At 35.6% G+C, this 16,625-nt stretch carries 13 protein-coding genes; 12 read left to right on the plus strand and 1 reads right to left on the minus strand.

What is annotated here, in order from left to right; translation table 11 throughout:
* From COD92_RS25220 to COD92_RS25255, 8 genes are all read left to right on the plus strand, one after another.
* On the plus strand, positions 1 to 1,413 hold a 1,413-nt coding region (locus COD92_RS25220; protein ID WP_303745792.1), incomplete at its 5' end, for an alpha-L-rhamnosidase-related protein.
* A 216-nt stretch (positions 1,414 to 1,629) separates the two neighbouring features.
* Positions 1,630 to 2,094, plus strand: a complete 465-nt coding sequence (locus COD92_RS32530; protein ID WP_141561138.1) for an HPr family phosphocarrier protein — start codon at positions 1,630 to 1,632, stop codon at positions 2,092 to 2,094.
* A gap of 152 nt (positions 2,095 to 2,246) precedes the next feature.
* Complete coding sequence (gene sda, locus COD92_RS33475; RefSeq protein ID WP_098530533.1) at positions 2,247 to 2,360, plus strand: sporulation histidine kinase inhibitor Sda; 114 nt, start codon at positions 2,247 to 2,249, stop codon at positions 2,358 to 2,360.
* Between the two features lie 345 nt (positions 2,361 to 2,705).
* The gene (locus COD92_RS25235; RefSeq protein WP_098530532.1) at positions 2,706 to 3,470 is read left to right on the plus strand and encodes an SDR family NAD(P)-dependent oxidoreductase; all 765 of its coding nucleotides are present in this window, start codon (positions 2,706 to 2,708) and stop codon (positions 3,468 to 3,470) included.
* Between the two features lie 375 nt (positions 3,471 to 3,845).
* Complete coding sequence (locus COD92_RS25240; RefSeq protein ID WP_098530531.1) at positions 3,846 to 5,069, plus strand: cytochrome P450 family protein; 1,224 nt, start codon at positions 3,846 to 3,848, stop codon at positions 5,067 to 5,069.
* Between the two features lie 322 nt (positions 5,070 to 5,391).
* A complete protein-coding gene (locus COD92_RS25245) occupies positions 5,392 to 6,468 on the plus strand; it encodes a sensor histidine kinase (RefSeq protein ID WP_141561139.1) in 1,077 nt (358 codons plus the stop codon).
* A 21-nt stretch (positions 6,469 to 6,489) separates the two neighbouring features.
* Positions 6,490 to 7,137, plus strand: a complete 648-nt coding sequence (locus tag COD92_RS25250; RefSeq protein ID WP_098996628.1) for a response regulator — start codon at positions 6,490 to 6,492, stop codon at positions 7,135 to 7,137.
* 130 nt (positions 7,138 to 7,267) lie between these two features.
* Complete coding sequence (locus tag COD92_RS25255) at positions 7,268 to 9,508, plus strand: MMPL family transporter (protein WP_098530529.1); 2,241 nt, start codon at positions 7,268 to 7,270, stop codon at positions 9,506 to 9,508.
* Positions 9,509 to 11,058: 1,550 nt separating this feature from the next.
* Here the strand turns inward: COD92_RS25255 and COD92_RS25260 are convergent.
* Positions 11,059 to 11,928, minus strand: coding sequence for a LysR family transcriptional regulator (locus COD92_RS25260; RefSeq protein ID WP_098530528.1), 870 nt, complete (start codon positions 11,926 to 11,928; stop codon positions 11,059 to 11,061).
* 373 nt (positions 11,929 to 12,301) lie between these two features.
* Here COD92_RS25260 and COD92_RS25265 point away from each other — a divergent pair, with 373 nt between their 5' ends.
* From COD92_RS25265 to citC, 4 genes are all read left to right on the plus strand, one after another.
* Positions 12,302 to 13,681 carry an MFS transporter gene (locus tag COD92_RS25265; RefSeq protein ID WP_098530527.1) on the plus strand — a complete coding sequence of 460 codons (1,380 nt, stop codon included), beginning with the start codon at positions 12,302 to 12,304 and terminating at the stop codon, positions 13,679 to 13,681.
* 224 nt (positions 13,682 to 13,905) lie between these two features.
* Positions 13,906 to 14,067, plus strand: a complete 162-nt coding sequence (locus COD92_RS32280) for an RNA-binding protein (RefSeq protein ID WP_176541204.1) — start codon at positions 13,906 to 13,908, stop codon at positions 14,065 to 14,067.
* 271 nt (positions 14,068 to 14,338) lie between these two features.
* The gene (locus COD92_RS25270; protein WP_098530526.1) at positions 14,339 to 15,520 is read left to right on the plus strand and encodes an NAD(P)-dependent malic enzyme; all 1,182 of its coding nucleotides are present in this window, start codon (positions 14,339 to 14,341) and stop codon (positions 15,518 to 15,520) included.
* Between the two features lie 20 nt (positions 15,521 to 15,540).
* Positions 15,541 to 16,620, plus strand: a complete 1,080-nt coding sequence (citC, locus tag COD92_RS25275) for a [citrate (pro-3S)-lyase] ligase (RefSeq protein WP_098530525.1) — start codon at positions 15,541 to 15,543, stop codon at positions 16,618 to 16,620.
* Positions 16,621 to 16,625: the final 5 nt, after the last annotated feature.

Below are 16,625 nucleotides of genomic sequence, written 5' to 3' on the forward strand. Positions count from 1 at the left end.
CTTGGCTGGACAGGTGATGCACAAGTATTTGCAGGCACAGCTGCTTATAATAGGAATGTTGCGTTATTTTTCACAAAATGGCTGCGTGACTTAGCATCAGAACAGACGGCTGAGTTTGGAGTTCCTCACGTTATTCCCAATATTTTAGGGAATCAGGAAGGGGCAGCAGCATGGAGTGATGCAGCTGTCATCATACCATGGGTTATGTATCAGACTTATGGAGATGTAAGGGTTTTAGAAGAACAGTATGAAAGTATGAAGGGCTGGGTTGACTATATTACATCACGTTGTGGTAGTAATGGTTTATGGCAGACTGGTTTACAATATGGCGACTGGCTGGCGTTAGATAAAGAAGAAAGTGCCGACCGAACAGGAGCCACTGACAAATACTTAGTGGCAAATGCGTACTATGCTTATTCTACAGATATTCTAAGAAAGACGGCAGGAATTCTCAATTATATAGAGGATGTAAAGAAATACGATGATTTATATGTGAAAATTAAACAGGCATTTAATGAGGAATACATTACTGCCACTGGAAGAATGGTAAGTGAAACCCAAACAGGCTGTGTATTGGCACTTTATTTTGATCTGGCTGAGAAAAAGTACCGGAAACGAATACTGGAATCTTTGGAAACCAATATTGCCAATCATAAAAACCATCTTTCAACTGGTTTTGTAGGAACTCCTTATTTAAGCCATACCTTGACGGAAAATAATCGTCATGATTTAGCTGGAATTCTATTTTTAAGAGAGGATTATCCATCCTGGCTTTATTCTGTGAAAATGGGTGCTACAACTATTTGGGAGCGTTGGAATTCCATTTTACCAAATGGGGACTTTGATACATCTGGTATGAATTCCTTAAACCACTATGCTTATGGTTCCATTGGTGATTGGATGTACCGAAAATTGGCAGGTATCAATCAGTTAGAGCCAGGCTATAAGAGGATTTTAATAAAGCCTCAGTTCATAAAAGGAATCACTTCAGTGGAAGCAACATTTAATTCTGTTTATGGTGATATAAAAAGTGCATGGTCATGCAAGGATAAATGGATCAAGGTTGACGTGGAAATTCCTGCAAATACTACTGCATTGTTATATCTTCCAGAACAGGATCAACCAATGGAATTGGGTTCTGGCTGCTATCATTTTGAATATGCGACAGAAACGTCTTTGGAAGTAGACAGGTTTACTTTTGATTCTACTCTAAAGGAAATCCTGGATGAGCCTCTAGCTATTGAAATTTTGAATCAATATTCACCAGAATTACTGAACAATCCAATGATTCAGTTTGCCTATCAGTTAACGATAAATGAAATAATAGCTAGTGCCCCAAGTGAATCAGAACAATTATTTAAAATGGTTATCGATACCCTAAATCAAAGTCAGAATGAAGTTTTAACAAATTAATACGCATTGAGGTAAACAAAGAACCAAGATCGATAGGATAATCCTATCGATTTTTTTTGAAAAGGAGAAAACCAATTTGAAAACTAACACTAGTGGATATACAATTACTCCTATTTTTGTACATATTACAATATAAAATTACTTTTCTTTTTAATAGAATGTTTCTAACTTAAGGTTTTAAAAGTTCTGCAGTAGTGAAATAGAGGAGTGAAAAGATTGGATCATAAAAAAAACATTTTTTTAACAGGTGCATCAGGGAACATGGGGTATGAAGGGTTTAAGCAATTGCTTGATAGAAGAGATCGCTTTAATATTGTGGCCTTGGTATTACCGACAGAGAAAGATAGAAAAATAATGACCAAATATGAGAAAGAGGCTGGCGTTAAAATCGTTTGGGGAGATTTAACAGATTATCATGACGTTTTAAAGTGTGTAGAAGGAGCCGATTACGTCCTCCATGTAGGAGGGCTGGTATCTCCGGCGGCAGACTATCTTCCATCAATGACTACTAATGATATAAAGATTAGGAAGGATGAAAGGTTGTTAGCAGCAAAAAGTATTATGGGTGTTATGTGCTTAGCAATTAGAAAGGGAGAGGAAATTACCCTAATTGCGGATGGAATTGATGAATGTAAAGCTATAAAATCCATAGAGACATTTCTTACAAAGGAGAACTTATAGTAATTGGGTAAAAAAACAATTGTAAGACATAAGGTGTTGGATTTTACTTTCTTCTAAACACTAAAAGTTAAAAACTTTAAAATAGACGCGCTTCTAGTCAAACTATATGCATGTCTATTATTGAATAATAAAAATAAGTGAGTGATAAAAATATGGAAAGGCTCAGCAAAGAGGAATTGATTAAAATTTACAATGAAGCAATTAGGCTTGATATATGTAAAGACTTTATTTTGTTATTATCAGAAGAAATAAAAAAGCATTTATAACTAATATTCACCATATCGGAAGAGGACCTAAAGTATTATACTGCTGATTAGCTTCTAGCATCTAGTTTCCTATAGTTTTCAAAAATCCTTTGGAGAGGAGAAGAAATATATGGTGAGAAATATATGGGAGTTAGTTGTTCAATTGACACTTGAAGAGAAGGCAGGGCGTTGCTTAGGAGATACGTTCTGGACAACTAAGGCTGTTGAGCGTCTGAGGAGTTTAATATTGAGGGGGTGCAAATTCATCGTTGTAAACAATTAGGAACAACGACGGATGATGGCGGATTCGAATAGGGTTCATTTAATGTAATGTAATTAAAAATAATTTTGAGAGAGGGTTTTAAGATGTTTAATAATAAATTGCAGAATATAGTCGTCGTAACAGGTGCTGGAAGCGGAATTGGACGATCTGTTTCTATAAAAATGGCAGCAGCAGGCTCACAAGTTGTTGTAGTAGACTTCAATCAAACTACTGGTGAGGAAACAGTTTCATTGATCCGCGAACAAGGAGGAGAAGCGACTTTTATCCAAGCTGATGTGTCCAAGGAAGAGGACGTTGAACGGTATGTTAACCTGGCTGTAGAAAGGTTTGGAAGAATCGATGTGTTTTTTAATAATGCAGGAGTGCTTCAAAAATTCTCGAAATTGGTTGATATTGAGATAGAAGAATTCAATAGAGTTATGAACGTAAATGTAAAAGGGGTTTTTCTTGGATTAAAGCATGTTCTTAAGGTAATGGAGAAACAAGGATCAGGTTCGATCATTAACACCGCTTCGACAGCAGGAATTCGCTCGGAACATAGTACCTCTGTTTATTCCGCAAGCAAGCATGCCGTTGTAGGTTTAACTAAAGCGGCGGCGTTGGAATATGTAAAGAATGGAATTCGCGTGAATGCTATTTGTCCAGGTGGTGTAGACACGGCACTGACGCAGGCAGTTCCAACTCTACTACAGGAGACAGGTTATATACCAGACGAGTTCCCGAACATGCGAATTGGAAGGTTTGCAAGTCCCGATGAGATTGCAGAGATAGTAGTTTTCCTTGCTTCGAACAAATCAAGTTATATGACGGGTTCTATCATTTCAGTGGACGGTGGATTGACCCTATAGTACAACAATGATTTTAAGAACAATTCTTAAATGGAAACAAGTTTGAAACTGTAATAGTGGACATTTCCCTTGTGTAGCGAATTTACAGCTTTTGTGTTTTTTTTGATTTTTAAATCTGCGTTTCCAATCATTAATGATTAATGGAGAGCAGCTTCAAGCAAATCAGACTTATAAATTTTTCTAAGTGTTCTTAAGGTTAGACAAGAAAGTTATGTATGCAATGAGTCATGTTGAAATGTTCAAGGGGTCAATAGAATTTCAAATGCCCAATCGTACATCTCAGCTTGCCCAATCGTACGATTCTATTTATTGCTAAATTTATTAAAATAGACTTTGAAAGTGAATTCTTAAACAAAAATGAATGGAGTGACTATTATGACTTTTAGTAACCTAACCGAAAAAAATGAAACGAAAATTGATTTTTTGAATCAAGATTTTATTCGTAATCCGTTCCCTGCCTACAAGGAAATTCGTGAAAAAGATCCTGTTTACCGTTTTCTAATGCCAAATGGACACCTTGCTTGGATTATCACAAAATATAAAGATGCGGTAGAAATATTAAATGACTCGCGGTTTGTTACCAACTACCCAGGAAATAGCGAAGCTTCTGAAGCAAAGCTCCCTCCTCATCAGGAGATAATTTCTCGTAATTTACTTAGTGTTAACCCTTCCGATCATCGCCGTTTACGACGTTTGGTGCAAAAGGCTTTTACACCCCGTATGGTGGAACGGCTTCGGGGTCGTATAGAAGAGATCACTAATCAACTCCTAGACAGGGTGCAACATAAAGGAGAAATGAATTTAATCGATGACTTTGCGTTTCCATTACCAATTATTGTGATTTGTGAAATGTTGGGTATTCCGATTGAGGACCAAGATAAATTCCGTGAATGGTCAGATGTGATTATGGAAGGTGTTAATAACCCAAATTTTTCACAACAAAGCGAACAAGTAATGATTGAATTTGTAGATTATTTAAAAGAACTGATTGGAAAAAGGCGTAATAATCTACAGCAAGATTTAATCAGTGATTTAATTAGTGTAGAGGATGAAGGGGATGTCCTCACTGAACATGAATTATATGCTCTGATTTTTGTACTGATAATAGCCGGTCACGAAACCACGGTGAACTTAATTGGAAATGGGGTTTTAGCTTTATTAGAGCACCCAGATCAAAAGGAAATGTTGAAAAGTCAGCCTGAACTTATCCATTCCGCAATTGAAGAGATTTTACGATATAATGGTCCGGCAGAAGTAAGCAATATCAGATTTGCTACGGAGGACATTGAATTTAAAGGAAAACACATTCACAAAGGGGATATGCTTTTTGTAGCTTTATCTTCTGCAAATAGGGATTCTGAACAGTTTATTAACCCTGATACCCTTGATATTACAAGAGGAGCTAATAATCATATTGCTTTTGGTAAAGGGGTTCATTACTGTGTGGGTGCTCCTTTGGCTAGGTTAGAAGGAGAAATAGCCATAAATACATTATTGAGACGAATGCCTGAAATACGATTAAAAACTGATCAGAGTTTGATTGAATGGCGTACGGGGATGATTATAAGGGGCGTAAAAGAAATCCCTCTCTTGTTTTAAGGTAGTAAGAATGGATTATAATTATTAATACTTGTATATTCATTGAAATAAAGTAATTATTTATTTGAATTGGATAAATTATAATTATAAAAACTCGTACAAATAGGAAGTCCTTATGTACGAGTTTTTTATATTCTCGTTCAAGATATAAATATTGTCATTATATATTTGAATTAAAATTAGTTGTAAGTTGGTGGTTTATTTGTACCCGAAAAATAAAGATAATACTTATTTTTCAAGTGTATCCGTACACGATATTTTAGTGATATCCAGAATTCCAATCAGTTTATGGATCACTCTTGTATTTATTGGGGCAATCATAATGCAGCATATTAGCAAGCCTCTTTTAATACAAAGTTTATTGTTTACAGCTTTAATAACTATTCATAATGTAATGTACTGGTTTTCCAATCAATTTCCAAATAATGGGCTTTATTTTTTAGTACAAGGTTGTCTTATTTTCACATGCTCCTTGCTTCTGCCTAACGGTTCTCCGGTTATACTCTTAGGGTTACTTCCAATACTTATTTCTCAAAGTATAACCAAGTTTCAGCATAAACTTAAAGTGTTCCTGGTTTTTATTATTTTTTACCTGCTTTATTGTTATGTTATAGGAATTATATATGGTCTTGGAGAACTACCAAAATTTATAATTATTCTCTTTATAATCCTTACGATAGTCATCTTTTATTCAGTTATATACAACAGACAAGTTAATGCAAGAATACGAATGGAACATTATTTACAAGAATTAGAAGCTGCACACAAAAAAGTTGAAGAACTTACGTTATCAAATGAAAGACAGCGTATGGCTCGAGATTTACACGATACCCTGGCACAAGGATTGGCTGGTCTTATTATGCAATTAGAAGCAGTTGACTCCCACCTGGATAAAGGTAATACAATACGTTCTCGAGAGATTATCCAAAAGTCAATGGTCCGTGCAAGGGAAACTCTAAGTGATGCTAGGAAAGTCATTGACAATTTAAGGATAATATCAAGTGAAGAAAAAGATTTTTATCATCAGGTATTTGATAAAATAAAAAGATTTTCAGAGGCGACTTTGATCAAGGTGGAATATAATATTGATCCTCTGTCTCATAAATTGTCAGCAATAACAATAGAACATAGTCTATTTATCATAAGTGAGTGCCTCACAAATGTAGCTAGGCACTCTAAAGCCAATAAGGTAAACATTGAGATTCATGAAAAGAAGAATCAATTAAGGATTGAGATAATGGATGATGGGATTGGTTTTAATAGTCATTCAATAGATAACCACTTTGGAAAATATGGGTTACTAGGCTTAAAAGAGCGAGCAAGAATTCTGGGCGGCAAAATAGATATTGAGAGTAATCCTCATAAGGGTACAAAAATTTGTGTATCTGTTCCTATTTAATGTAAGGAGTTACAGTTTATGGTGAAATATAACGTGTTAATAGTAGATGATCATTTAGTTGTAAGAGAAGGTTTAAAATTAATATTAGAAACAAACGAATTATTTCAAGTCATAGGAGAAGCTGAAAATGGCAAGGCGGCAATTGAGTTCATTGAAAATCAACAACCAGATGTCATTTTAATGGACTTGAATATGCCTGTCATGAGCGGCTTGGAAACAATCAAACAGTTGAATGAGAGAAAAGTCTTCATTCCAGTTATTATTTTAACCACATATAACGAAGATGAATTAATGATAAGGGGTATCCAGTTAGGTGCGAAAGGATATTTATTAAAGGATACAGGCCGAGAAAATCTTTTTCGAACGATCGAATCTGCAATCAGAGGGGAAACATTATTACAACCCGAAATAATGAATAAAATAATATCTTCAAAGGAAAAGACTTCAAAAGTTAAGACCCCTTTTGAAGAATCTAATCTTACTGAAAAGGAGCTATTCATCCTACAGGCAGCAGCGAAAGGATATAGAAATAGAGAAATAGCTTTTGATATGGGGATCGCTGAACGAACTGTTAAGGCACATTTAACGAATATTTTTAATAAACTAAGTGTAAATACTAGAACAGAAGCAGTGGCAGTGGCCATAGAAAAAAATTTGATTCATCTTTAAGAATTTGCCCAATCGTACATTTGGAATTGCCCAAGTGTACGATTTTTTTATTTTGCTTCTCCTTTAAAATAATAGTTGTAAAAGGAATTCAGTTATTTAAACTGCATTCTATAATTGAAAGGAGATATAAATGGCAAAGTATCTATATAAATTGGGAAAGTGGGCAGTAGAAAATAAGAAAAAGGTGGTTACTGGAGCACTCGGATTTTTAACTGTAATGATTTGCATAGCCTTAATTATGGGACCATCTTTTAGTGATAATATGTCAATACCAGGTACAGAATCAGAAAAAGCGGGTGAATTGCTAGCGAAGGAATTCCCGTCACCAAATGAAGTGGGTGGTCAAGTACAGTTAGTAATGAAGGCACCCAAAAATGAAACTTTAGAATCGGAGAGAGTAAATCGAGTTATAACTGAAACACTTCAAGAAATAAAAAAAGATAAAGCTGTAGCGTCAGTCGCAACACCAATGGAACTTCAAAATTTAAGTAAAGATAAGAAAATTGGGTATGCAGTTATTACCTACCGTGGTGCTGCTTCTAAAGTTACAGAAGCTTCTAAGGAGAAAATATTAGATAAGATAAAAATCTCAAGGGATGGAGGTATTCAAACAGAGATAGCAGGCGATGTAGCTTTTTCAAAAATTGAGGTCGGAGGAATCACGGAAGTTATTGGGGTATTAGTAGCATTCTTGATACTAGCCGTTACCTTTACTTCATTTATTGCTGCTGGAATGCCTATCCTCACTGCTTTAATAGGATTAGGGATTGGAATAATGGGGGTTTTAATCGGAACCAATTATTTTGATATGGCAACTTATGCACTCTCCTTATCTGCGATGTTAGGTCTGGCAGTAGCAATTGATTACGCCTTATTTATTATTTCTAGATTTAGACAAGAAATGAATAAAGGTTATTCCATTAAGGAATCTGTGGCAATCGCTACAGGGACAGCTGGAAGTGCTGTGGTTTTTGCTGGATTAACGGTTGTAGTTGCACTCATAGGTCTGGCAGTAGCAAGAATCCCGTTTTTAACCATGATGGGATTATCGGCAGCTTTATGTGTATTTATAGCGATATTAATTGCTATAATCGTCGTGCCTGCAATCATTGGGATAATGGGTGAAAAAATAGGTCCTTCGAGAAAAAATAAATTTCTACAAAAGATCACTCAAGTTGATAAAAAAGCAGCCTCATCAAATAAATGGGGAGAATTTGTAACAAAGCGTCCACTAGTCATTACAATCTTAGGGGTTGCTTTACTTGCTTTTATCAGTATCCCATTTTTCCATATGAACCTTGGCCTGCCTGATAATAGTACAAAGTCAAAAGATACCACAGAAAGAAGAGCATATGATCTGCAATCAGAAGCATATGGTCCAGGATATCATGCTTCGCTAATCGTAGCAGTAAAAACCAATGATCATACAAAGGATGTAAAAAAAGCTATTGAGGAAATTTCCACAAAGATAAGTCATTTAGACAATATCAAAAGTGTAAATCCAGCCTTTCCGAGCCCTTCGGGAGAAGTATATATGATTTCAATTACTCCTAAAACAGGTCCTAATGATGTAAAAACGAAAGGACTTGTTTATGATATTAGAGAAAAAACGAAGAATATTCAACAAAAACAGCACATCAAATTGTACGTAACTGGTTCCACTGCGGTTAACATCGATATATCGCAAAAATTGAGTAATGCGTTACCATTGTTTTGTTCACTTATCGTTGGGTTTGCATTTATACTTTTAGTCCTAGTTTTCAGGTCAATCCTGATTCCACTAAAAGCGGTGCTCGGATTTTTACTTTCACTAGCTGCTACACTTGGATTTGTGGTGTTTGTTATCCAGGATGGTCACTTAATCGATTTATTTGGTATTCCGGCTGAGGGTCCTGTATTAAACTTTTTGCCAGTCATAGTGGTCGGAATATTATTTGGGTTAGCGATGGATTATGAGGTCTTTCTTGTAAGTCGAATGCGCGAAGAGTTTTCTCACACAGGTGATAGCAGAAAAGCGATCCTAGCTGGGATGAAGGACAGCGGTGGCGTGGTCACAGCAGCAGGATTGATTATGAGTGCGGTATTCGCTGGATTTATGCTCGCAACAGAACCAATTATTAAATCCATGGGACTGGCTCTCACATTCGGTGTCCTATTTGATGCTTTTATCGTTAGAATGACTATAGTACCTGCAATCATGACTATAATGGGAAAAGCGGCTTGGTATTTACCAAAATGGATGGATAAAATTTTACCTAATATTGATGTTGAAGGAGAATCAATTATGAAAAGTATGGAAAATAAAAATGAGAGAAAAACAACATATAAAAGTAAAAAGGTAACCAAAAAACCAATTGAAATTAGTGAATAAAATTATTCACATTTTAATTACAGCTCAACTATGGGTTGGCAAATTGAATGCATTTTAAGTAAAAGCTGATAATGGAGAAAGAGTATACTATTTGTGTCCTTTTGTACTGCACCCCGAAAGTTAGAATAAAATCAAACATTTTGGGGTGTATTTATATGGCTAATTATTGCCATTCATTAAAAATTAAAGATATAAAAATAACACGGGAAAAATGTTGTATGTTCATGTTAAAGATTAGGATAAAATTTCTTGGATGGTTGGATTGATTGTGGTAGGTGCTAACAATTCAAATTTATCTCAACAAAGCGAATTAATTATGAGTGATTTTGCATCTCGGGTATTCCTACTTACAATTAGACGTTTATAAGTGACTTGAAAAAAAGAGAATTTCTTAGATTTCTTAAAAGTTTTGTAAGGAGATCCCAAAAAATATGAGGTATACTAAAACTAGTGGATTAGACATTGATACTAGTGATTTAAATAGAAAAATACTAGTGATACTTCTTGAAAAAATTTCATTTGATGTTGGTTTAGCGGGGGTTTTTTCTGATATGCCAAACCGCAATTAGGGCGCACAGTCTTCAAAACTGCTTGAGACCTGCGTGCCAGGTCTGGTGGGTTCGATTCCCACGCGGTCCCGCCAAATAAAATTTATCAAGGGTTTTTGCAGATTTACTTTGATTAAAGTTTTTACATATTCCTTCACAGTCTCACTCCTATCTACTGACAAGACTGTAGAGGGGCTGTTACTGAGACTGTATAGAACGTTTCTTTCAACCTCCAAATAATTATTTATTGGAGGTTATTTTTATGCAATCAAAGGTTATGGCAAAAAAGGTTAAGCCTAAACTAGGTAAAATAAGAGAAGGTAGCTAATACTGGATAAAGAATTACGTGAGAAGTTATTTAAGCGTTTTGATAAAGAGCTGAAGAACGAAGAGTTGCGAGAAAAGGTGAAGAGAAGACCTGCACGTATGAACGGGACTACGGTGGAAGATAGAATGCTGCAAGAAGTACTGAACAATCAATTGCTGGAGTACTTGAACAAATGATTTGTTAATGATATCCCCCCTATTTTTAATATCACCGTGCCTCATGGGAAGACCGGCGCAAAGGGAGGCATTTCTAAATACGTAGCAGTTTTCAAAAAAAGTTGGGAGGTGACATTATGTGCAAGATTGAAAACCAGACCAAAGCAAATATGCAGCGGCTGGGAATCTATAGACCAGAATTCTTCCATAACAAAACGGAGGCAAGAACAAATGAAAAATGAAATTAATATGGAAGCTTAGTGAGAGATTTTTCCCTTTTATTAATTAAAAGGGGTATTTTGAATAAGAATTAAAATATAAACGAAGTACTGTGTGCGTAGCTATTTTTTAATAAAAAATAAATATTAGTTTCTTCAGTCTGTTTGTTTAGCGAAATCAATTGAAAATTAGGGTGGAACCTACTTATAGTCGTACAATCCCACCTCAACTCTCTTCCTTAATCCTTCTAAAAGGTTATTAAAATTTTTGCAAATTTTTGCCTTATAAGATCTTTAACATCTATTTCATATTATCGTACTCTTTTAAAAAGTCGACAAATGCGTGAACAGCCGACAGTGAAAGTGACCTTTCCCGGTACAGCAGCCATGTATTTCTTTTTAAAGGCTCTCTATTCTTCTTGGTTAATATTATTTTGTGAACATCGTCTTCTTTTTTTAAGCAAATTGATGGAAGAATGGCATACCCTAAACCCATAAGAACCATTTCTTTACAAGTATCGATGCGGTCTACCTCCATTGTGACGGTAGGAGGCTGGTCAAAGGTCTCCTGCCACCAATTATCAATTAATGTTTTTTGGGTTTGGTCCGTTTCATAATTAACTCTGGGCAGGCTAGGTAATTCCATTATATTTTTTATTTGTTTTTGCGATACTATTAACATAGGTTCTTCACGAAATAAATATTTTTCTTCCTGCCAGATATAATTTCCGCGGACAATACCAACATGAACCTCTTCTTTATGAAGCAGATGGTTTATTTCAGCACTCCAACCAGTTTTAACGTTTACTTCAACATTTGGATAATGATTAATGAATTCTTTTAAAATGGCTGGAAGTTCGTATCTTGCAAAAATACCGGAAACTCCAATTCTTAATACCCCTCTGATTTCTTTATCCATGTTCTGTACAAATTCTTTCGTGTTTCGAAGCTGCAAGATCATATTTCTTGCATATTGGGCTATATATTCACCTTGTGCCGTGAATTCTACACCTCTTTTTCCTCTCGCCACAATCATTGTACCAAATTCTCTTTCTAATTGCTGTAAGCGATAGGTTAATGCCGGTTGAGAAATATACAGTTTTTCTGCGGCTTTAGAAATATTTCTCTCCTGAAAGATGGTTTGGAGAATAACCCAATCTTTTTCATCCATTGCAGCACTTACCTCCTTAACCATAAATTATATTTATATTTTTTTTGTAAATATACAAATTATTTCAATAATTAATACTATACTAAAAATATAAATATGAAAATATAAAATTACATTTTACTTTTTTTATACATAAACAATTAGTAGTTTACTGTTTATTCCTCTAAAATAAATAAAAGGCGATAAAATAATTTTTAAATTTCTCCAATTTCTTTATCATAAAGAGATTTTATGGATGTTAATAAATAATCGATATTTTTTTTATTTTTTGAATTATGATAATTTTTATTTAACAACTTTGATAGACAAGTCAATGACAAAGACAGAAAGGGGAGGAATGAAAAAAACATGAGACAAAAGGGGAGGAATTGTCATGTATAAATCGGGACTTAACATAGCAAATCGAATGGATAGGTTACCTATTTCGTCTGTTCACAGGAAAATAATTATTGCTTTAGCTGTTGCCTACTTTTTTGAATTCGCAGACTTGAATACGTTTTCATACGCTGCACCTGCATTAGTAAAACAATGGCATTTACCTTTAAATACTATCGCAATTATTAACTCCAGTGCCTTTTTCGGAATGTTTATAGGAGCTACTGCAGGGGGATGGCTTGGAGATAAGGCGGGAAGAAAGAAATCGCTCATTATTTCGCTTGTACTGTTATCTTTATTCTCTGCTTTGAATGCGCTTTCTTGGGATATTTGGTCGCTTGCAATCTTCCGATTTGTAACAGGGATGGCATCTTCGTCTTTATTAGTTAATGCGAATACGTATATTATCGAATTCTTTCCAAAAGCTGTTCGCGGTAAATATCAAGGCCTGGCTGTTGCGATTGGAATCACGGGTATTCCGATTACTGGTTATGTTTCCACTTGGTTAATACCTATGGCGGATTATGGATGGCGGCTCGTGTTTGTATGGGGGGCACTGGGGATCTTTGCGTTATTCGGAATAGTTAAATTGTTTGAATTACCCCGTTGGTATGAAATGAAAGGACAAGTAAGCAAAGCAAAAGAAACCTTGGAACAAATAGAAAAAATTGTGGCAGGTGAAAAAGGGCCCCTTGCTAAACCGGAGCCTGAAGTAATGATTGCTCCAGTTACTACAGGGAGAATGTCAGATATTTTCAAAGGGATTTACCTTAAACGTACGATTATACTTATTTGCGTTTGGATCCTTCAAACTATAGCCTTTTATGGCTTTGGGTCCTGGGTTCCAACATTATTAGTAAAACAAGGGATTGGAATTTCCCACTCTTTACTTTATAGTACTTTAATTACTTTAGGTGCTCCATTAGGATCATTAACTGGTGCAATGATCTCAGACCGCTTCGAGAGAAAAATAAATATTATTGTCTCTTGTTTCTTCATTGCAATTGCAGTATTTTTATTCGGAGCCACCCTAAATCCTGTAATGATTGTTGTATTTGGCTTCCTTATTAACTATATCGAAAGAACCTTCTCATCAAATCTTTATACGTATACATCAGAACTTTATGGAACCGAAGTACGTTCCTTCGGACAAGGTTTAACTTACGGCATCGGAAGAGCATCTAATATAATCGGACCATTCATTATTAGTTTTATTTACACTGGGTACGGATATTTAAATGTATTTCTTCTGATTTCAATTGTGTGGGCTGCCACAGCAGTAGCAATATTCTTTGGGCCACGTACATCTAAGCGAAGTCTGGAAGAAATCAATGGAACCCAGTCGTTAAATACCTACTCAGCATCATCCAATCTCTAATATTAATATTTTACTAATATCACAATTCCACGAAAAGGAGCTAATTAGTTTTTAGCTTCTTTTCTCTTTTTTCCTAGCCGTCCGAATTTGATAGATTCCTTATTATCATAAAAATTTTCAATGGACTTTTATAAATTATTGATATTTTTTTTATTACAAAAATTATAATATGCTTATATTAAAGATTTTATCATAAAAGGACCGATTTCATGGAGGGGATTTTAATGTGGATTATCACTGTTTATTCAAACGAAAAAGGCATTACAATGTATGAGTTTGATAGCGAGAAGGAAGCAAGAGAAGCATTACAGGATGTTCAGGGTTGTAAAATTCTTTCAGAGATTATTTATTTAAGTGAACAATCTCCTGCTTTAGTAGTAGTTTAATATTTTTTGGAAAATATATGGCACCTTCAAACTAATAGTTGCGTAGAAAGCTTTAGGGGGAATCCCTAAAGTTTTTTTGTCTTTTGTAAAGATTAAAAAGTATTTACCATAAATTTTTTTAATGAACTTATATAAATTTCTAATATTTTTTTTATTACAAAAATTATAATATGATCATTTTGTAGCCGGCAGCGGAAAGGCTGTTCTTGATGCCGGGATGTCAAAAGATAATCAAAATTAATTTACAAAACTTTAGATGGAGGTAAGTATATTGAACCTTAAAGAAAAGTCATTGCAATTGCATAGGGAATATAACGGAAAATTAGAGATTAAATCAAAAATAGAGTTAAAAAGTAAGGAAGACTTATCTCTCATTTATACTCCAGGAGTAGCAGAAGTTTGCAAAGAGATTAATAAAGATAGGAATAGTGCCTATGATTATACCATCAAAGGAACAACCGTTGCTATGATCACTAATGGTACGGCTGTTTTAGGCCTGGGAAGTATCAGTCCGCTTGCAGGCTTACCCGTATTGGAAGGGAAAGCCTTGCTACTCAAGGAATTTGGTAATGTGAATGCTTTTCCAATTTGTATAGACAGTAATGATCCTGATGAAATTGTGAAAACCATCCAAATAATTGCGTCAGGGTTCGGCGGAATCCATCTCGAGGATATTAAAGCACCAGAATGTTTTTATATTGAAAAACAATTAAAAGAAACATTGGATATCCCCGTTTACCATGATGACCAACATGGTACAGCAGTTGCTGTATTAGCAGGATTATATAATGCCGTTAAATTTCTTAATAAGACTTTAGAAGAACTTAAGATTGTGATAAACGGTGCAGGCGCCGCAGGCATTGCCATTGCCCGAATCCTTTTGGCTGCAGGGGCAGAGCATATCGTATTATGTGATATCAACGGAGCTATTGTTGCAGGAGATCCAACGATTAATAATGCCCAAAAGGAAATAGCTAAATTGACTAATCAGGAATTTGAAACAGGCAACCTTCAAGACATTATCCAAAATAAAGATGTGTTTATCGGTGTCTCGGTAGAAAATGTTTTAACTAAAGAAATGGTACATACGATGAATCAAAATAATATTATTTTTGCGCTGGCAAACCCAACTCCAGAGATTATGCCAGATGATGCGAAAGCTGGCGGCGCAAGAATCATTGCAACCGGTCGTTCGGATTTCCCTAATCAAATCAATAATTTATTGGTTTTTCCGGGAATCTTTAAAGGAGCGTTGAAAGTGAGAGCCCAAGATATTACGGATGAAATGAAGTTAGCGGCGGCAAGAGCAATTGCTGATCTTGTTACCGAAAAAGAACTTAACGAAAACTATATTATACCGGATGCTTTTGATATGAGAGTGAGCCAGGTTGTCGCTAATGCTGTGAAAATGGTAGCCGAGTCGACTGGAATTGCGAAGTTAGTTGCAATCTAACAAAAAAAGGTGAACATGCAATGTGTTATGTGAAATTGACTGAAAAGATTCTAACCCTTAAATCAAACGCAGAAATGGGTCAGCTGAAGGAATTTCTCAATAAGCAGAATTTATCTCTGGATGCGGATGTTGAATATACAATTGCTATATTTGATGGTCAAAAGATCGTGGCTACAGGTTCCCTTGGCGGTAGAATTCTAAAATGCATTGCTGTGGATGAGGAATATCAGAACATGGGGCTGTCAGCAAAACTTGTCACCCATCTTGTCCATGAGGCCTATTCAAGAGGAAACACGCATCTTTTTATCTACACAAAGCCGAAAAACAAGAGCATATTCTCTGACTTGGGGTTTTATCCAGTCGCCGAAATTCCTTCAAAGGTCGTTCTAATGGAAAACCGCTCGGCAGGGATTAAAAACTACCTAAAACAAATCATCCAAGAGAAAGAACAAGTTATCCCTGATAAAGGGGGCAAGAATCGTGCAGGGGCTGTCATAGTAAATTGCAATCCGTTTACTTTAGGGCATCAGTACCTAATCGAGTATGCAGCGTCGAAATGCGAAACGCTCCATATTTTTGTTCTCCAGGAGGACAAGTCAAGTTTTCCTTCTGCAGTAAGATACAGGCTTGTAAAAGAAGGAGTTAAACACTTGGATAATGTTGTTGTTCATTCTGGAAAGGATTATATCATATCGGATGCAACTTTCCCATCCTACTTTATCAAAGAGTTCCACGATGTGGTCGAGACCCATGCGAGGCTGGACATAGACATATTTGCTAACTATATTGCTCCGGCACTTGGAATTAAAAAAAGATTTGTCGGTGAGGAACCCTGCTGCAAAGTTACATCAACGTATAACTCGGTCATGCAGGAAATTCTCTCTGCCCGTGAAATAGAGGTACAGGTAATTCCAAGGGTGTTGTCTGAAACGCAACCGATTAGTGCTTCCAGAGTAAGGGATCTAATTCATGCAGGTAAGCTACAAGAAGTGATGAAGCTGGTTCCTGAAACAACCTATCGATTTCTCCTCTCATCTGGGGCTAAGAGAATTATCCAGCGTATTCAGGCGAAGCATACAAAGACATTATTGAGAGGGTGATGAAA

It is taken from the genome of Bacillus sp. AFS037270 (assembly GCF_002585305.1).